This window comes from Shewanella violacea DSS12 (assembly GCF_000091325.1).
Classification (GTDB): Bacteria; Pseudomonadota; Gammaproteobacteria; order Enterobacterales; family Shewanellaceae; genus Shewanella; species Shewanella violacea.
Genome location: NC_014012.1, coordinates 1418460 through 1436990, shown reverse-complemented (window position 1 = coordinate 1436990; position 18531 = coordinate 1418460). Strand labels below are relative to the sequence as shown.

21 protein-coding genes are annotated in these 18531 nt (G+C 41.6%); 13 read left to right on the top strand and 8 right to left on the bottom strand.

Translation table 11 applies throughout. The features are described from left to right. The first annotated feature begins 50 nt into the window (after nucleotides 1-50). From dapD to SVI_RS05735, 3 genes are all read left to right on the top strand, one after another. A complete protein-coding gene (gene dapD / locus SVI_RS05745; RefSeq protein ID WP_013050511.1) occupies nucleotides 51-875 on the top strand; it encodes a 2,3,4,5-tetrahydropyridine-2,6-dicarboxylate N-succinyltransferase in 825 nt (274 codons plus the stop codon). 241 nt (nucleotides 876-1116) lie between these two features. Further along, the gene (locus tag SVI_RS05740; protein WP_013050510.1) at nucleotides 1117-1461 is read left to right on the top strand and encodes a DUF3718 domain-containing protein; all 345 of its coding nucleotides are present in this window, start codon (nucleotides 1117-1119) and stop codon (nucleotides 1459-1461) included. A 382-nt stretch (nucleotides 1462-1843) separates the two neighbouring features. Further along, nucleotides 1844-2188, top strand: a complete 345-nt coding sequence (locus tag SVI_RS05735; RefSeq protein WP_013050509.1) for a DUF3718 domain-containing protein — start codon at nucleotides 1844-1846, stop codon at nucleotides 2186-2188. Nucleotides 2189-2258: 70 nt separating this feature from the next. On the opposite strand, the gene purU is transcribed toward SVI_RS05735, so the two are convergent. Together purU and SVI_RS05725 are read right to left on the bottom strand one after the other, a co-directional pair. Next, nucleotides 2259-3092, bottom strand: a complete 834-nt coding sequence (gene purU / locus SVI_RS05730) for a formyltetrahydrofolate deformylase (RefSeq protein WP_013050508.1) — start codon at nucleotides 3090-3092, stop codon at nucleotides 2259-2261. Nucleotides 3093-3284: 192 nt separating this feature from the next. After that, nucleotides 3285-3749, bottom strand: a complete 465-nt coding sequence (locus tag SVI_RS05725) for a flavodoxin (protein WP_013050507.1) — start codon at nucleotides 3747-3749, stop codon at nucleotides 3285-3287. Between the two features lie 100 nt (nucleotides 3750-3849). Here SVI_RS05725 and SVI_RS05720 point away from each other — a divergent pair, with 100 nt between their 5' ends. Continuing rightward, the gene (locus SVI_RS05720; RefSeq protein WP_041419732.1) at nucleotides 3850-4035 is read left to right on the top strand and encodes a hypothetical protein; all 186 of its coding nucleotides are present in this window, start codon (nucleotides 3850-3852) and stop codon (nucleotides 4033-4035) included. Here the strand turns inward: SVI_RS05720 and truC are convergent. Then, nucleotides 4032-4850 carry a tRNA pseudouridine(65) synthase TruC gene (gene truC, locus SVI_RS05715; RefSeq protein ID WP_041420230.1) on the bottom strand — a complete coding sequence of 273 codons (819 nt, stop codon included), beginning with the start codon at nucleotides 4848-4850 and terminating at the stop codon, nucleotides 4032-4034. The two genes, SVI_RS05720 and truC, sit on opposite strands and share 4 nt — an antisense overlap. Before the next feature lie 22 nt (nucleotides 4851-4872). Further along, entirely contained in the window at nucleotides 4873-5193 is a 321-nt protein-coding gene (locus SVI_RS05710) for a YqcC family protein (protein WP_041419731.1), read from the bottom strand. Between the two features lie 160 nt (nucleotides 5194-5353). On the opposite strand from SVI_RS05710, the gene SVI_RS05705 reads away from it, so the two are divergent. From SVI_RS05705 to SVI_RS21395, 3 genes are all read left to right on the top strand, one after another. Beyond that, complete coding sequence (locus SVI_RS05705) at nucleotides 5354-6367, top strand: DUF3549 family protein (RefSeq protein ID WP_013050504.1); 1014 nt, start codon at nucleotides 5354-5356, stop codon at nucleotides 6365-6367. After that, nucleotides 6364-6753 carry a DUF3301 domain-containing protein gene (locus tag SVI_RS05700; RefSeq protein ID WP_041419730.1) on the top strand — a complete coding sequence of 130 codons (390 nt, stop codon included), beginning with the start codon at nucleotides 6364-6366 and terminating at the stop codon, nucleotides 6751-6753. The genes SVI_RS05705 and SVI_RS05700 overlap by 4 nt, the downstream gene beginning before the upstream one ends. A 178-nt stretch (nucleotides 6754-6931) precedes the next feature. Continuing rightward, a complete protein-coding gene (locus SVI_RS21395; protein ID WP_157608660.1) occupies nucleotides 6932-7792 on the top strand; it encodes a hypothetical protein in 861 nt (286 codons plus the stop codon). A gap of 1545 nt (nucleotides 7793-9337) precedes the next feature. Here the strand turns inward: SVI_RS21395 and SVI_RS05690 are convergent. Further along, nucleotides 9338-9982 carry a GNAT family N-acetyltransferase gene (locus SVI_RS05690; protein ID WP_013050499.1) on the bottom strand — a complete coding sequence of 215 codons (645 nt, stop codon included), beginning with the start codon at nucleotides 9980-9982 and terminating at the stop codon, nucleotides 9338-9340. A 163-nt stretch (nucleotides 9983-10145) separates the two neighbouring features. Here SVI_RS05690 and SVI_RS05685 point away from each other — a divergent pair, with 163 nt between their 5' ends. Beyond that, the gene (locus SVI_RS05685) at nucleotides 10146-10373 is read left to right on the top strand and encodes a DUF2789 domain-containing protein (protein WP_013050498.1); all 228 of its coding nucleotides are present in this window, start codon (nucleotides 10146-10148) and stop codon (nucleotides 10371-10373) included. A gap of 6 nt (nucleotides 10374-10379) precedes the next feature. Here the strand turns inward: SVI_RS05685 and SVI_RS05680 are convergent, their stop codons facing one another. After that, complete coding sequence (locus SVI_RS05680) at nucleotides 10380-10757, bottom strand: DUF3192 domain-containing protein (protein WP_049791158.1); 378 nt, start codon at nucleotides 10755-10757, stop codon at nucleotides 10380-10382. Nucleotides 10758-10906: 149 nt separating this feature from the next. Here SVI_RS05680 and SVI_RS05675 point away from each other — a divergent pair, with 149 nt between their 5' ends. Further along, complete coding sequence (locus SVI_RS05675) at nucleotides 10907-11236, top strand: hypothetical protein (protein WP_013050496.1); 330 nt, start codon at nucleotides 10907-10909, stop codon at nucleotides 11234-11236. Then, on the top strand, nucleotides 11236-12009 hold the full coding sequence (locus SVI_RS05670; protein ID WP_013050495.1) for a Zn-ribbon-containing protein: 774 nt from the start codon (nucleotides 11236-11238) through the stop codon (nucleotides 12007-12009). The genes SVI_RS05675 and SVI_RS05670 overlap by 1 nt, the downstream gene beginning before the upstream one ends. A 49-nt stretch (nucleotides 12010-12058) precedes the next feature. Here the strand turns inward: SVI_RS05670 and syd are convergent, their stop codons facing one another. Continuing rightward, complete coding sequence (gene syd, locus SVI_RS05665; protein WP_013050494.1) at nucleotides 12059-12724, bottom strand: SecY-interacting protein; 666 nt, start codon at nucleotides 12722-12724, stop codon at nucleotides 12059-12061. A gap of 60 nt (nucleotides 12725-12784) precedes the next feature. Between syd and queF the strand changes: the two genes are divergently transcribed. Beyond that, nucleotides 12785-13642 (top strand): NADPH-dependent 7-cyano-7-deazaguanine reductase QueF, encoded by an 858-nt coding sequence (gene queF, locus SVI_RS05660; RefSeq protein WP_013050493.1) that lies wholly within the window; start codon nucleotides 12785-12787, stop codon nucleotides 13640-13642. A 251-nt stretch (nucleotides 13643-13893) separates the two neighbouring features. Here queF and SVI_RS05655 read toward each other — a convergent pair whose 3' ends face one another. Beyond that, nucleotides 13894-14811 (bottom strand): LysR family transcriptional regulator, encoded by a 918-nt coding sequence (locus tag SVI_RS05655; RefSeq protein ID WP_013050492.1) that lies wholly within the window; start codon nucleotides 14809-14811, stop codon nucleotides 13894-13896. Nucleotides 14812-14992: 181 nt separating this feature from the next. On the opposite strand from SVI_RS05655, the gene SVI_RS05650 reads away from it, so the two are divergent. Beyond that, entirely contained in the window at nucleotides 14993-17029 is a 2037-nt protein-coding gene (locus tag SVI_RS05650; protein WP_041419728.1) for an alkyl/aryl-sulfatase, read from the top strand. A gap of 281 nt (nucleotides 17030-17310) precedes the next feature. After that, nucleotides 17311-18501, top strand: coding sequence for an alginate export family protein (locus SVI_RS05640; protein WP_013050489.1), 1191 nt, complete (start codon nucleotides 17311-17313; stop codon nucleotides 18499-18501). Nucleotides 18502-18531 lie beyond the last annotated feature (30 nt).

The following is an 18531-nucleotide window of genomic DNA, read 5'->3' as shown; positions in this document are numbered from 1 at the left end:
TCACTTTTATTAACACAATATTCACTTATTAACTTATTTTGGAGAAGTAAATGGAGGCTTTACGCCAACGCATAGAGGCGGCTTTTGAAGCTCGCGCAGAGATCAGCCCTAGCACAGTAGATGCAAGTATACGTGCAGATGTTGAACGTGTGATTAACATGCTTGATAAAGGTGAAGTCAGAGTCGCTGAGAAGATTGATGGCCAATGGCACGTACACCAGTGGTTGAAGAAAGCCGTATTGCTCTCATTTAGAATTTTCGATAACGCAGTTATCGATGGCGGAGAGACTAAGTACTTCGATAAAGTCCCAATGAAATTTGCCGATTATGACGAAGCTCGCTTCAAAGAAGAAGCTATCCGTGTCGTGCCACCTGCAACAGTACGTAAAGGCTCTTTCATCGGCAAGAATACCGTATTGATGCCTTCTTACGTCAACCTAGGCGCCTATGTTGGTGAAGGCACTATGGTCGATACCTGGGCCACAGTCGGTTCATGTGCTCAGATTGGCAAGAATGTCCACCTATCTGGCGGCGTGGGTATTGGAGGGGTATTAGAGCCATTACAAGCGGGTCCAACTATCATCGAAGATAACTGTTTCATCGGTGCACGCTCGGAAGTGGTTGAAGGCGTAATCGTCGAAGAAGGCAGCGTGATCTCTATGGGTGTCTACCTGGGTCAGAGCACACGTATCTATGATCGTGAAACTGGCGAGGTCCACTATGGACGGGTCCCAGCGGGTTCTGTTGTAGTATCGGGTACCTTACCTTCAAAATGTGGCAAATATAACCTATACGCAGCCATCATAGTTAAGAAAGTCGATGCCAAGACTCGCGGTAAAGTCGGTATCAATGAACTACTGAGAATTGTTGACTAGAACTAGCCCGTTTACTCTGCTAGTCACCTTTGCAGATAGATAAGATTACGATCCTAAAAATCCCACTTTTGGTGGGATTTTTTATGCCATATGCTCTCAAAACACAAATTGTTACTCAGGGAAACACTCTGTTTCCGAAACCACATTTTGATACATTTATCTGTATATACCTTACGGCAAACCTAGCAGAAACCAGCTTAAATCATAACAAGCCCAAAGAAAAAGACGCTAGGATTAATCCATGAAAAAACTACTCGTTATCGCAGTATTTGCACTGTCTCCAATGGCATTTTCTGTTTCGGCTGCCATGTCGACTCATATGGAAAACACTCTTGTGGCCGTATGTAAAGCCGGCGCCAGCAATAGCCTCTATAAATTTAGAGATACTATGAAGAGCTACCGAATTAACAAGCAAAGAATTTTTCCACGTTTAGTCTGTAATGGTGAAAGCTTCCATCAATTTGCTTTGAGCCATGGGGCAGATAAAACCGCAGGTAAGATCTCCCCCTATATTAGAGGCACAGTGACAATTAAAGATATTGCAATGACCTATAGTTCGGATGAAATAATGGCGGTTAACTATTAACGTTAATATTTTATATCAATTCTATTTTAAAGAGCCTTTACTGGCTCTTTTTATTACTCATTATAAATGAGTCTCACCTAAAAACTATTAATGCAATAACTTTATAAACCCAACTAACCAGAGTATTAAATCAAAAACAACTAATTGTGAAAATATCGTAACTGTCATATATAACAATATAGAATTACAAATAACCAAAAGTAATCATTGAGAATTATTTGTAACCTTATGAAACCTCCTGAATCACTATTTATATTTGGATACACTTAGATACAAATGCAATACAGATATATCCATAAATATCCGCTTTAATATACCAATCAAACATAACAAGTGAATTGTTCAAGTATTCCCCCTCCCCCCGTAACGCTAGGAGCGAAAGATGAAAAAAGTAATGACACTGACGGTATTGATATTTACTTCACTTGCATTCAATGCAACTGCCGCAATGGATCCAAATATAGAACAGACGCTTATAAAGGTCTGCAAGACAGCAATGTCAGATAATATATATAAATTCAATAAAACCATGATGGAAAATAAAATCAACAAACGCAGAATATTTCCAAGGTTAGTCTGCAATGGCGAAAGTTTTCATGAGTTTGCCATTTCCAATGGCGCTAATCGTATCGCAAAAAAAATAGCCCCTTTTGTTAAAGGAGAAACATCAATAACAGATTTAGTAATGAATAACACAAGCCCTAAAGTATTACCCGTGACTTTTTAAAACCCCATTTAATATTGGCTAATAATTTAAAGGCGCTGCTGCGCCTTTAAACTCTATGTGACAATGTAATTTAAAATACCACTGTTTTATTTCCATACACGATAACTTCTTCATGTAATACCAGCTGCAGTGCCTTACTCAATACACTCTTCTCTACATCGCGTCCGTTCTTAGCTAAGTCTTCGGCACTAAAACTATGATCAACAGGTATAACATCTTGTTTGATGATGGGGCCTTCATCTAAACAGTTATTCACAAAATGCGCCGTTGCACCAATGATTTTCACCCCTCTCTCCCAAGCTTGACGATAGGGTGAAGCACCAATAAACGCTGGCAGAAACGAATGATGAATATTGATGATGCGATTAGGATACCTCTCAACAAACTCCGGGGTTAAAATCCGCATAAACTTAGCCAGCACAACATAATCAGGAGCATATTTTTCAATCAGGTCATTGATAATAGCCTCATGATCTAGGCGGGTGATATCTTGATGGGGAATAAAATGAAATGGAATATTAAACTTATCGGCTAGAGGTTTGAGAGTCTCATAATTTCCAATTATCCCAGCTATTTCAACATCGAGCCCACCATAGTAAGCCTTCATTAAAATATCACCGAGACAATGGGCCTCTTTAGTCACCATGATCACAATACGCTTCTTACCTAAACTCACCAGTTTAACATGGCTCGAATGAGGCAGGACTTGATTCAAGTCAGATAAGATCAGTGAGTCATCAAACACGCCTTCAAGCTCAGTCCGCATAAAGAAGCGTCCCTGAGCATTGTCGACAAACTCACTATTTTTAACGATATTGAGTTGATGCTTAAAGCAAACCCCAGTTATCTTAGCAATGAGGCCCTGCGCATCGGCACAATCCGTTATCAAGACTTTTCTTTCCATCATTACCCCTTTAAATCCTAAGCTAATTTATAAATCTAAAGTCAATATTAAGTATTCTCATGGAGGTCGGTAGCGCTAACCTGAACTTATTGAGTTTGTCTGATTTATTTAGGCTGGGCCCTAATACGAATCAAACATACCTTCAAATCTAAGATGTTATCTTCACAGTTCAAAGGCATTGATTATGCTTTTTTAGGCAAGGATTTCCGTATCTATTAATGCGTTCCAACCTTGCAGCCATGCCTTGGCTTCAACTTCAGGTTCCATTGTTTCACATGCATCGATTTTCAACACTTCACCTATGCGTTTAGCGCCACATTCTGTAAGCAGTTCATCAAACTTAACCCCAGCGCCACAAAAAGTATCATAACTGGAATCGCCTAAGGCTATCACCCCATATTTCAATTCAGGCATATAGGGCGCTGTTGTTTTCAAATGTTCAAACCAGGGCTGTATATCTTCCGGCACGTCACCTTGACCCGTGGTGGAACAAATCACTAATAACAGCTCATCTTGTGGAGGAACAAAACTGTCTAGTTGATCATGCATCAAAAGCGACACTTGCCTCCCCTCTCCCTTAAGTACTCCAAAGAGGGTCTCGGCAACAAACTGCGCGTTTCCATAGACGGTCCCAAAAACCAAATTCACTTTTTTCATGTTTCAGATCGCCCTAGGTTTAAATTAGTTTTATACTTCAAACATACTTTATTGATAGCTTCATGCCAACTTATTAGCTTGAATCTTCAAGGGCCTTAAGATGCACCACTCCAGCAGACGTAAGCACATAAAGCATATTCACCGCTCTGCGCATATCAGGCGCATGCGTTATTTCACATCACAACAGACTACAAACGCCCTTCCTTATAGCCTTACTGAACATGTCCAAGAAGGCGATCTCACCACACCTGATGATCTAGTGCTCCCCGTGGATAAAACTGGCTAAGCTAACAAATATGAAGTGCCTGATCCCAAGGCCTCTTCGTCCCAACCTAAACCCTTGAATAGGTCGAACCATTGCTGCTCTAACTCAGTTTCAATAATCATACGCTCTCCCGTTCTGGGGTGATTGAAAGTGAGTTGCTTGGCAATAAGCCAAAGCCTGTTTACCGAAAAATGCTCCCTGAAAAACTTATTCTGCTTACCATCACCGTGTGTTGTATCACCTAGTATTGGGTGTCTAAGATGCGCCATATGACGTCTCAACTGATGCTTACGCCCAGTATGAGGACTTAGCTTTACCAGAGCATAACGACTGGAAGCATAACGACCCGAAGTAAAAGGGATCTCTGTATTTAGCAATGGTTGGTAACTGGTCACTGCATCTTGAGCCGGTTTATCCTGATTTACATCTTTATCACCCAAATCATCGAGCTCTACCTTCAATGGATAATCTAAGGTAGCCGCTTCGTGCATATTGCCCCGTACGATAGCGAGATAATGCTTTTCAATGGTCTTATCTGCAAATTGCACGCATAACGCATTTGCCATTTCACAGCTCTTAGCAAATAGCAATACTCCAGAGGTTGGCCTATCGAGTCGGTGAACTGGAAACACATGGCAACCGACTTTATCTCGGGTTAATTGCATCGCAAAAAAACGTTCTCTACGCGCCAAGTAGGACCTGTGAACGAGTAAGCCCGCAGGTTTATGAATCGCAACTATGTCATCATCTTCAAATAAAATTTCAATCTCAGGAGGCGTCTCTTCAATCGTCTCTTCGCCAACCAGATTATCGTCTGTGAGTTTACACTGAGTCATATCACTCACTTGTTTGTCTTCTTTATCTTGCTTCACTGAGGAGTTTATCCAATTCATCAAAAATGTTTATTAATGTGTGCCGCTCTTTTATATCATTCCATACATGATGTGCCATAGGCGCAACGGCGATATTGCTGGGTAACACTTGCCTATCGGCAATCAAAGCACGCATTTTAGGAAGAAAAATAAACTGCACCCAGTTTTCAAAAGCCATGGACTCACAGCTAAAAGGAGAGGTATCGGCCATGGCTTCTACTGAGGGTGCTTGTGGGCTCCATAAAGAACGGCGTTTTAATTCTGCTTCTAACTCTTCTAGCTTCTGGGTCGTTTTTAAATACAACACGTAATAACCTTACTCTTAGCAGTAAGTCGGCCTTAGGCCGAACAATGTCCGCTTCTCTATTTTGAGGCCTGTTTATTTAGCCGACAATAATACCATCTCAACCCACTTCACCCTATACTAGTCGCCATTAGATTATGGATCTCAATGTTACGGCAGAAAAATGACAGAAATCACCACCCTTAGCCAGTTTTTATCGACAGCAAATACTCAGTTTCAAGTCTATGATATGGGCAGAAGAGTGCAGAGCATAGATATGCTGGCATTTAACCAATTCGAGAACCTGGCATCTCCTTATCCCTACCCAATTCAGGGACATGCTCAGTTTGCAATCGTATTTTGGGATGCGAGCCAGCAACATTATATCTGGTTTCTAAAATTACCATTAGATGAACGCGGATTACTTTCCCCCGCACCCAGAACCCAATTCATCAAGATGATAGTAGAAGCTTTAGGCCGAGATCCAACTAAAGACTTAACCGAAGCTGAGCAACAGAAACTCGCCAATCATCCTTTCGCTTTTACACCATCGGCAGAAAAACTAGCAGTGTTTAATGCCCTAGTGAGAAAGCAGCTCAATGGTAAAGCCTCTGCTCAATACGAGTATGCGTATCAATATCTCTCCGGACAAGTCGCTGCCGATAAGTGGCAACAAGTCGGTCTACAAGGGATTGCCGATATCAGTGTGAGAGCTAACGAGCTCGATCATCAAGAGCAACTTATTAATAGCTTTGACCACAGCTCGATTGAAGTTCAAATTGCCTTATGCCAATGTTTAGAGCATCTCACTCTCAACAAGAGCCTTGCCGACAGAGTTTTTGAACAACTTCTAAATACCGATAAGCAGAATAAGCTCTATTTTTTACGTGCATTAGCATCGAATCAAGAATTAACCCAGCAAGCAATTTCACATATCCAGGAGCAAGGTATACTCGATGCAGAAGCCTTGATCACCATAGCGGCTAGAAATTGGACTGTACTCAAACATGATCACACCCGCACTATTTTCTTAGAAGCTCTGGCGGGTCAAGAGCAACATTTCTTCAATCAAATTTTTGCCGATATTGTTGCGATACCAAGTTTGCGAACACAGATCCTCGCTGAACTACGTAATCCAAATAGAAGCCCACGATTAGCATCGGCTATCGGTGGATTATTTAAGGTCATAAAATCATGATGACAGATTTTTTACTTATCGTTGCGCTCGTTGTCGTTGCTGCATTTTTTTGGCAATTAAGACAGATGGCGGAAATCAGTCGTCTATTTGCCCAAAGAGAATGCCATAAACAAAAAGTACAGCTACTTGCCATTGCTATGGAGTCGGCTAGGCCCAGTCTAGGTGGCAGTAGCGGACTCACATGGAAGGCTAAATATATCCTGGAGTTTAGTACCGATGGTATCAATCAGTACCAAGCTCAAATATGGATGCATGGTAAAAAGGTGCAGAAGGTTCAGTGGCCCATTTTCCCAGAACCTGAATGGCTCGATGCTCCAGAATCTCGTGGGTCGGTAGGCGGAAGCTGTGGCTCTCGAGGCAGCTGTAATACAGGTAAGTGTAAATAGCTGTAAGGCTGTAAGGCTGTAAGGCTGTAAGGCTGTAAGGTAAGCATCACACCAAAACCAATAAAAAGAAAAGCGCGACTTCTGCAAGCCGCGCTTCTTGTCTCTTTTGTTAAGCTATCCTGCTATTTATTGTGCTCCCTGCACCATCCATGCGTTCAATGTGCTCCTTGCATCATCCGTGAATTCCCTTTTTATTCCCTGTATCAGCGGATATAAATATCCACTGTTACTTCTCCATTTACTCGGTAATCCATTAACCGAGATAACTCATTCCTTGAGTGTGTCCTTAAAATCCATCCTTGTAGCTCCATCTTTATTCCATTTACCCGATAATCCATTAACCGGGCTGACTCAATCCATGAGCGTGTCCTTAAAATCCATCCTTGTAGTTCCATCTTTATTCCATTTACCCGATAATCCATTAACCGGGCTGACTCAATCCATGAGCGTGTCCTTTAAATCCATCCTTGTAGCTCCATCTTTATTCCATTTACCCGATAATCCATTAACCGGGCTGACTCATTCCTTGAGTGTGTCCTTTAAATCCATCCTTGTAGTTCCATCTTTATTCCATTTACCCGATAATCCATTAATCAGGCTGACTCATTCCATGAGCGTGTCCCTAAAATCCATCCTTGAAGATCCATCTTTATTCCATTTACCCGATAATCCATTAATCAGGCTGACTCATTCCTTGAGTGTGTCCTTAAAATCCATCCTTGTAGCTCCATCTTTATTCCATTTACCCGATAATCCATTAACCGGGCTGACTCATTCCTTGAGTGTGTCCTTTAAATCCATCCTTGTAGATCCATCTTTATTCCATTTACCCGATAATCCATTAACCGGGCTGACTCATTCCTTGAGTGTGTCCTTTAAATCCATCCTTGTAGATCCATCTTTATTCCATTTACCCGATAATCCATTAACCGGGCTGACTCATTCCATGAACGTGTCCTTAAAAGCCTTCCTTGTTGATTCCTTTCAGTACATTCCCTGTATGCAGTCCTCCAGACTACAAACTTTCCATCCTGGATAATTCTTCCTGTTGAATGGGATACTCAATCCTAGAGCGTCTCATCCATGATTGATTCCCTTCTGCGACCTTCCTCTGTCGCTATTGATCTTCCTGATCAGGATATCCATTCACTTTATACATTTCCTTGTACGAGTTAAATTTTAGGTGATCTTGATAATTGTAATGGTCAAATACTAAGCGCTAGGATTGAAAGCAACTAAGATTAATCACTCTCAAATAATATAACTCATTGTTTTAAAAGAGTTCACTAACGTTATCAGGGCATAATTAGGACGACATAATTCTCATGTCCTACGCTCTTGTGAGATATCTCTTACACAAACTGAAGCAAATAAAGATAAAGAGAAAAATGTTTGTGATGCCATATCTGTACATCATCTCAAATATCAACTTGACTCATGATCCACGCAAAAAATAAAGGGCACACCATTAGGCGTGCCCGATACTTAATACTATTTAGCAATCCTGCTAACTTAAATGCTCCCTGCATCATCCTTGATTGTCTAGCTTCCTTTCTCTTCCCTGGGTCCTTTCATTTCCCTGTCGCAATCCAAGTCATAGACTCAAGATCGCAACTAAATCCTTTTTCCTGAATATCCCTATATCAGAACCACCTAATCCTTAGGTTATCCAAATGCATCCAGCCACACCTAGTGTTAACTCAACATCCCTTTAGATCTTGCATCCCTTTATTTGGTCATCCATATACCAAATCAGACTCAATCCTTGAGTGTATCCTTCTCTCATTCCGAGAGTTATCCTTTAATCTATCCATGATATCGACATTCAAAACTAGACCAATTATTCACTTTGAAATGTGAGCGGTATAACCGCTATTCTGGCTATTAAATTGCTAATTAAATCCCTTAACAGCTATCTAATAACAGATTCGATTTCATCCTGAAATCTCTACATTCATTGTTATTAACTTAATAAGAATGATAATCGCAATAACAGTTATATACTCGAGCCATAATAAAAAATAATTCGCACTCATAAATACAACAAGCACAATCACTCCGTAACTGATTGATTTAAAACCTATAATCAACAACTCCTTTATAGAGAGTCTAATATGTACAACTTTATCCCACATAGATGTAAGAGATATCTCACAGAGGCCTTAGTCAAAATTCACTTCACATAATTAGATTATTTGTGAAGTAAACTGAGGACAGAGCGAAGGGGTAATGACTCAAGTAAGTAAAACCAGAAACTCTAGTGGTCAGTAAAAATAAGCCATTGAGAATTACTGCAGAAAGACCTAGACAGAGGATGAGTTCGAAGGATGAGTTCGAAGGATAAAATGATTCAAGCAAGTGAAACCAGAGGCTAGTTGTCAGTACAAAATAAACAATTTATGATTACTTCTAAAAAAACTCAAACAGAGAATAGGCAGCACCTAGGATGCTGCTTATATAATGTGAAATTCGATAAAATGGATCTTTACTCCGCAAGATAAAAATATAAGACTCTTGAAACGATCGGTATTCATTAGGCTCCGCCCCACTCTTAAGCTCCCTACAAACATTGTTCTACTTTAGCTTACTTATTATCTTGCCCACGATAAAACAGTAACTCCCCCTCAACTTTACCAATAAAGAGAGTCTCTAGAACAGAGAAACCATGTTGGCTGAATAAGTGAACATGTTTATGCTCACTGGCAAAAACACCAACACCATCCATTTCTGGCTGTTCATCACACCAACTCAAAACCGCTTGTACTAACTGACTACCCAAGCCTTTTTTCTGTTCTATGGGCGACACAGCAATAAATTGCAAAATGCCACAATTCGGACTAGGCAAGTGCTCTAATAAACAGGTTTCTTTTTTTATCAAGGCTTGTGTCGATTGCCAACCAGTACTGATAAGCATCTTTAGCCGCCAATGCCAATACCGTGACTCCCCAAGAGGCAGTAGCTGAGACACAATGCAGGCAACCCCAAGCATTCGCTCCCCCTCAAATAAGCCAATTAACGTCTGCTCTTGTTGCCATAATTCATTTAACTCCTCTCTGATAGCCCCTCTAAGCTTTTGCTCATACATGGCAAGATCACCAGAGTGGAACGATTCAATAAAAAAAGGGTCGTCGTGATACGCGTTGTAAAGAATCGAAGCCGCCACTCGAAGATCTTCAGCTGTCAGGTATACCGCTCGATAGCTTTCTAATATTTGATTATCTGTTGCCATAGCTTTAAGTTACCTCTTGAGCGAAATCAACTAGCCTCCAATGTAGCAAGCAAGTTAAAGCGTGTAAATATTAATAACAATTCACTATTTATCCATCAAAATCACCAAGTTTGATCCATACTAATATTTAAGCCACCAGTGCTATGCAATAGGAAGCCAATATATGGACACTACACCTCAAGATCTTAGTCATCTTTTTGATCAGCTAGGATTAGATAATAGCGAACAGAGTATCGCCACATTTATTGCGAACCATACGGTACCGGCAAACGTTCTGCTCTGTCAGGCTGATTTTTGGAATGATTCCCAGAAGAGTTTTTTAAAAGAATCAATTGAAGAGGATGCCCAATGGTCTGAGTTAATCGATCATTTAGACACCCAACTTAGGTAGTGAAGTTTAGAATGAGATATTTTTGTAGGCCATATTGCCCCAGCCTATAACGGCATTATTGCTAATAACCACAGGAGTACATTCATCTTTTGTGGTTTTTCCATCGCCCTTGATACGCTGTGTACGATAAAAAAGCACATGAACCTCTTTGTCTTTCTCAATATAAGCTTCATTAAAATCGGCTCTGCCCATCAAAACAGTCACTTGTTCTCTTGTCATACCCAGACTCAAACTAGCCAGACTCACACGGTTTAAATCTTGAGTTTCTTCCCAACCTTCTTGACCATGCCACCCAGATTCGCCGTCACCAATATTGAGTACGCAGCCAGATAAGCTTAAACTTGTGACTCCAATAAATGCCAAACCAATTAAATTTGTTTTCACTATGACTTCCAGTTTCTTTATTATAGATGCTTGTAGATAAAGCAAAGAGTAGGCCAACTTGAAATACACTTGTAGATCAATTGTATAAACAAATCGACAAACAAGTTAATTGGTCATATTTACTAAATAGCTGAGATAATTAACCAAGTATGAACCCACTAGAACAAGTATTGGCCGCGGCAAAATTACTAATGATTTCGGGAAAGAAACCTAGCCTGGCACTGATCAAAACAAAACTTGGCAACGGTATACCTATGCCAATACTGATCCAGGGGCTGCAGCAGTTTAAAGCAATGGACACCGACTCAGTAGAGAAAATCCCGAGTCTTAATGAATTGCACACAGCAGCAATTCTTGATGAAGATAATTCCGAATTTAACCAATTAAAAACAGAACTGGCTCAATTAAAACAGGCCTACCAAAATCTTAATACACGGTTAGAGAAACTTGAAAACGATAAATCTAAGGCGCAAAAATAATGCATGTGGTTGAATTAAGATTCGAATGTTTTGACAACACCACCATTACCGCAGCCGAAAAAACAATTAATGGTTTACTCGAAGCCTATAGGGCCAATGGTCAAGTTTTAGGCCGAGAATTCGCCGTGGCATTCAAGGATGGAGAGTTCAGAGTCAGGCTATTGATGCCAGAGAAAAGCAGTTTAGCGAAACGATTTAATAGCCCATGGGTTGAGCGTGCGCTCTGCGAGCTAACGGATGCTAAATTGTTAGCTCCTAGAGAGAAATACATAGGCCAAGATATCAATTCAGAAGTCAGCAGCTCTGAAACACCCAGCTGGCAACTGGTTTATACCAGCTATGTACACATGTGCTCTCCGGTACGAAACGGTGATACCTTACAGCCAATCCCACTCTATCAGCTGCCGGCAACCTACAATGGCGATCATAAACGCATCATTCGCTGGCAAACGGAATGGCAAGCCTGTGACGAATTGCAAATGGCAGCAGCAACTAAAGCCGAGTTTGCAGCATTAGAGGAGTTAACTTCTACGTCGAGTGATCTATTTCGCCGAGGCTGGGATCTAAGAGGTCGCATCGAATACTTAACCAAAATTCCAACCTACTATTACCTCTACCGCGTTGGCGGAGATAATCTAACCAGCGAGAAAGCTCGCCCCTGCCCTCGCTGCGGTAATAAAGATTGGCTACTGGATGAAGCATTATTAGACATGTTCCACTTCCGTTGTGACAAGTGCCGAATAGTGTCAAATATCTCTTGGGATCATCTTTAGAAAAAGCTACGAGTTCCTAGGGTCCTAGGAACTCGTCCATAATATCTTGTTACTTGCCACGCAGGTTGCGCCACATCAACTTAATTCGATTCCAGATCCCAGGATGATCCAACTCAGGCATAGACTCCTCGATATGAAGCTCTGGAGGCGCAACCCTGGGAGTGAGCTGGCTAATGAACTCATTTAGGCTGTCTGCTAATTTTTCAGATGGTGCCTCACCTGGGATCTCAATCCAGACGCTGCCATCGCTAATATCTACTGTCAGCATATTATCACCGTCACCTAACACGCCGATAAACCAGGTAGGTGCTTGCTTTAATTTCTTCTTCATCATCAAGTGGCCAATAATATTCTGCTGCAAATATTCGAAATCTGTCTGATTCCACACCTGTAGCAGCTCCCCTTGCCCCCATTCACAATTAAACAGTAGAGGTGCTGAGAAATATTCGCCAAAAAACGCATCTATGTCAGGGCCGAACTCAAGCTCCAAGGCAGTCTCAATATTAGAAAAAGATCCAGGTTCTGGCCTAGTTACCGGCTTCCAACATACAGAGACTTCCTCATCCGACTCATGGTAATTACTGGGTTCATACTCACCCTCAATACAAGTAGATCCTTCGCCTCTAGGGTAGTAACGTGGCAACTCACCTAGCTTTTCGAAATAGGCAAGCTGATATATTTTAAATAAATTATCTAAAGCAGGTAAAGAAGACACTTAGCAGAAGTCCAAATTTTGAGTATAATATGCGTCTATTTTGACATGGAATATCTATTGATGACACAAGTTCATGATCCCTATACGGATGCCGAAGCACTCCGCGACTTAACACTGGGTAAAGCGACGGGCTATCAGGCCGAGTATGACGCATCTTTACTTCAAGGGGTCCCGCGTAAACTGAATCGTGATGCAATCAAACTCAATGAAAGTTTACCTTTTCATGGCACAGATATTTGGACAGGTTATGAACTGTCTTGGCTCAATGCCAAGGGCAAGCCAGTCGTTGCTATAGCCGAGTTCCACCTTAGCTTCGATAGTGAGAACTTAATTGAATCTAAGTCATTCAAGCTCTATCTCAATAGTTTCAATCAAACCAAATTCGACAATATAGAGCAAGTAAAGACCACCTTGACCCAAGATTTGTCAAAGTGCGCAGTCGGTGAGATCAGCGTTAAAATATTTGAACCTAAACAGTTCGCTAGCCAACGAATAGTTGAACTTCCAGGAACCTGTATCGACGATCTTGATATAGAAGTTGATGACTACAATTTTAACCCTCTATATCTTGAAAACAGTACGGATGAGAAAGCGGTCGTTGCCGAAACGCTTAACTCTAACCTGCTTAAATCTAATTGCTTAATCACCTCTCAGCCCGATTGGGGCAGTGTGATGATCCGCTATCAGGGTCCCAAAATAGATAGAGAAAAGCTACTCAGGTATCTGATCTCATTCCGCCAGCACAATGAGTTTCATGAGCAGTGTATCGAGCGTATTTTTGTCGATCTGAAACGTTTCTGCAATTGCACAAAACTCACCGTATACGCCCGCTATACACGACGTGGCGGTTTAGATATCAACCCCTATCGTAGTGACTTTGAAAATCCCCCCGAGAGTCACCGTTTAGCCAGACAATAAACTGAGAATATTAAGATTCTAATAGTAAAAAGATGAGCCATTGCTCATCTTTTTATTTTCTAGCATCGATTAAAAACTTGGTAAGCAACGAACAAAACTAGAGATAATATGAAAGCGTTTAGTGGTATTTATCACTAAAAGTTAAGCAAAGCATGCTATTAAGCGGCTTATGCTGTGCCCATATTTATCCTCACCTTCAAGGCCACAATCTCACTTGAGATGACAAGGGCAATCATTATATTGAGTTAATTTCAATTGGATGCCATAGACTCAAACAAGGTTAATAAGGTATCTCTTAGCCAAATATTAGCTGGGTTGCGGGTTAATTTACTGCTCCACACCATATTATATATGACAGGGTTTACCTCAAAGGGCAGTGGCAGCACCTGCAGACCAAACATCTCAGCATACTGTTTTGCATAGGAGTTGGATGACAGAGTAATAGCATCGCTTTTTGAGGCTGTTGCCAGCATGGCGAGTAACGATGCTTGCTCCGAATACATATCCCTTACGGGTAGCACCTCGTCAGTAAGCAGATCAATCACACTCAAGTTAGCCCGCTTCATATTAAGAACAATATGTCTCTCAGCAAAGTATTGCTCACGGGTAATAGAACCAGATATTCTCGGATGCCCTTTTCTTATTACGCAGACAATTTTATCGGCCATCACCTCCTGACTCGTAAAAGATGCGAGAGCAGGCTTAATCATATCTATCGCTAAATCTACCCTTTCAAGTTGAAGATCCAGTTGTAATTGCTGCTCCTGCACAGGCGTCTCTCGAAATATCAGATTGATACCCGTTGATTTCAGCAGTTGTTCTGCAGCCCGATGTAATAAGCCAATCATGGTTTCATTAGCGTAGATATAAAACGTGCGTTGACTGGATTTTGGGTCAAATCTATCTAAGCCCAACAAAGTCTGTTCAATGTCTGCAAGGGGTCCTGCAAACTGCTCATACAGAGTTAATGCTGCCGAGGTAGGTTTAACACCGCGCCCGATACGAATAAATAGTTCCTCCCCCACAGTTCGTTTAAGGCGGGCAATAGCATTGCTCACCGATGACTGAGTCAAATCTAGCTCCTCAGCTGCACGGCTGAAAGAAGCAGTTCTACATACAGTAACAAATACGCGTAAGAGATTGAGATCGAACTGTTTTTGTTGTGGCATATCATTCCATTATAGGTCTATAAACTAAGCGGTAATATTTACAATATAAATATTAACTTCAAAGTTAACCCTAATTATTTATTGATTCAAGCTCTATAGACTAAGCCCATCAGTTAGAAACACTCCAGTTGCTGAGATAGATAAGGCAACTGACACCAGCTTACCTTGATAGGGGACACCTATGAAAACATCACTGCTCACTATATCAATCGTTACAGCACTGTCACTAAATGCCTTCCCAATGTATGTTCAGGCTGCGCAGCATGACCATGTTCATGGAGATCTCAATGTTAATGGCAAGGCAGCAACTAGAGCGACTCTTAATGCTAATAAAGCATTTTCAGCTACTCTGGATTGGGACAACAAGCAAGCATTTGAAAATAATCAGCGCGGCCTTATTGCACCTCTAGACAGGGCTTCTGCGGCAATCATGTTCGATGATTATGAGTTTATCGATCAACAGAGCGTCGCAGACACAGTGAACCCATCTCTGTATCGTCAAGCCCAGGTAAACATGACAGCAGCTGGCCTATATAAAGTTCGCGAAGGGATCTATCAGGTTCGAGGCACAGACCTATCAAACATCACCTTTATCCGCTCCGACAGCGGCTGGATTGTCTACGATGTATTGCTAACTAAAGAAGCTGCTAAGACCTCAACAGACTTCTTCTTTAGCAAGGTACCAGAAGGAAAGGAGCTACCCATTGTAGCCATGATCTACTCCCACTCCCATGCAGATCACTTCGGTGGTGCACGTGCAATCCAGGAGATGTTCCCCAAAGTGAAGGTCTATGGCGCAAAAGGGATCACAAAAGAGACTATCGATGAAAATGTACTTGCTGGTAATGCAATGTCTCGCCGTACTGCCTACCAATACGGGGCTACTTTAGGTGCAAACGATCACGGTATTGTCGATGCAGGCCTAGGTAAGGCGCTTTCTAAAGGTGAGATCACCTATGTTATTCCAGATTATGAACTAAACCATAAAGGCAAGTTTGAAACCATAAAGATTGATGGCCTAGAAATGGTGTTTATCGATACTGCCGGCACGGAAGCGCCAGCAGGCATGGCCACCTACATTCCAAGTATGAAAGCCCTATGGAGTGGGGAGATGATGTATCACGGCATGCATAATATCTATACCCTGCGCGGTGCTAAAGTACGTGACTCGCTTAAATGGTCAAAAGATATTAACGAAATGATCAACGCCTGGGGTGGTGAAATTACGACACTATTTGGTTCACACTCATCACCAATCTGGGGGAATGAGCAGATTAATGATTTTATGAAACTTCAACGCGATAATTATGGTTTCGTGCATAACCAGTCGCTACGCCTAGCGAATCAAGGCGTGGTGATGCAAGATATCGGTGATGAGATAGTAAAAGTACTGCCTGAGTCGATTCAACAAGCTTGGCACACCAATGGCTATCATGGCTCTTACAGCCACAATGCCCGTGCGGTTTACAACATGTATTTGGGTTACTTCGACATGAACCCTGCAAACCTAAACCCGCTGCAAACCAAGCCAGAATCGGTTAAATTTGTTGAATATATGGGCGGCGCAGACGCAGTTGTTAGCAAAGCACAAGTTGACTTTAAACAAGGTGAATATCGTTTTGTGGCAACTGTGCTAAATAAGCTTGTAATGGCTGAGCCTGATAACAAACAAGCGCGTACTCTACTTGCCGATACCTATGAGCAACTTGGCTATCAATCAGAAACCATGGGCTGGCGTAATACCTATCTAACGGGGGCACAAGAGTTGAGAGTCGGCAGCTTACCTGGTACACCTAAAAGTGCTTCTGACGATATCATTGCCGAGATGTCCATCACCAACCTGCTAGATTTTATGGCGGTAAAAGTGGACTCGAGTATTGCTCAGCATACGCCATTTACCATAAATATTGTCATATCAGATCTAAACGAAATTCACTTTGTGGAGATGTCCAACGGTAACCTTAACAATGGATTAGTTACTAAAGTTAAAGCTGCAGACGCCACTTTGACTGTGAATAAGTCTGATATAACACAGATACTACTGGGTAAAACAACACTTGCAGCCCTAACAAAGGCAGGGAAAGCTACAATCCAAGGTGATGTAAAGGTACTTGAGAAGCTCAAAGCGGCCTCGATTGAATTTGACACGAATTTTGAGATTGTGCCTCGTCCAGCCAAAGGCGATGAAGTTGATGCGCACTTTTACCAACAGCACTAAATAACTCAGGTATAGAAATCTGGTTCCTATACCTGTAAAAGGGGCTCTATGAGTCCCTTTTTCCTCTTAAGCAAGTTCACCTTCTCTCCTTCTCGATTTCAATAACCAAATCAAAATATTACTTTCAGGCTAGGTATTTTTAGGTATTCCAAGTTGATCTGCATCACACTTATTGCCCCTAGAACAAAAATCCTCGAATAACTTTGTTTTAGATCAAACAACTCATATAGATTCACATCTATAACAGTCACAAAGCAATAATAAAACATAAAGGCCACACAATGAAAATTCATGCACTTACCTTAGCCGTTTTAGCTTCTCTTTCAGCCTCTGCTGTTGCAGCCGACAGCATAGACCCCTTAAAGAAAGCTTTTATCGACGATTCAAAAATTAATCTAGAGTTCCGTTTACGCTACGAAGATGTCGATGTAGATACACTCGATGATCAGCATCAAACCACATTACGTACTCGTTTAACCTATCAAACTGGTGATATCTACAAGCTGTTTGCACTGACTGAAATCGATGATGTACGCTCTACCGATAATGAAACACTCATAGGCGATTATGAATACACTCAGATCAATCAGGCATTCATCGGCTATCGAGGCCCGGCTGAAACATTAGTCAAATATGGTCGTCAGCGGATATTACTGGATAATCAAAGATTCGTCGGTGGCGTAGGCTTCCGTCAGAATGAGCAAACTTATGACGCCTTCTCGGTCACCAATACCGCCATTGAAAATCTCACCGCTTACTATTCTTATATAAATAACGTAAACCGTATCTTCTCTGAAGACTCAGGCAAAGATGAGCATAAGAATGAAACCAACCTGCTTAACATAAACTATAAAGCCAGTGAGATGGCCAATATCACTGGCTATGTCTACCTGATTGATAACATAGACGTTGCCGCCTTCTCAAGCGACACTTACGGTATTCGAGCAACAGGAAAACTCAAACTTGATGCCATCAAGCTCAGCTATGAAGCAGAATATGCTCAGCAGTCTGAGGGCGGGGATAACCCCACAAGTTATAGCGCTAATTATTACAAGTTAGGTGCAGGAATTGGTTTCGAAGGCTTAGGTGCCAAAATAGGTTACGAAGTCTTAGGCTCAGATGACGGCAAGGCTGGTTTTATCACACCACTGGCAACACTGCATGCCTTCAATGGCTGGACAGATAAATTTCTCTTTGGCGGCATGGGAAACTGGGAGAAGGGTCTCGTAGATGCCCATGTGATACTCACAGCAAAAGTTGCTGGGCTAAAACTACTGGCCAAGTACCAAAAGTTTGATTCTGACTACGGTGATATCGATATGGGTAAAGAATGGGGCATAGCGGCAACCTATCCATTTGCTAAGCACTATGATGTCGGCGTGAAATATGCCAGTTTCAGTGGTGCAGACGAGGGTTACGGCTTCTCCAATGATACTGACAAGCTATGGTTAACATTGCAGGCTAAATACTAAGACAAATAACTAGATTAAGAGCAGAACTGA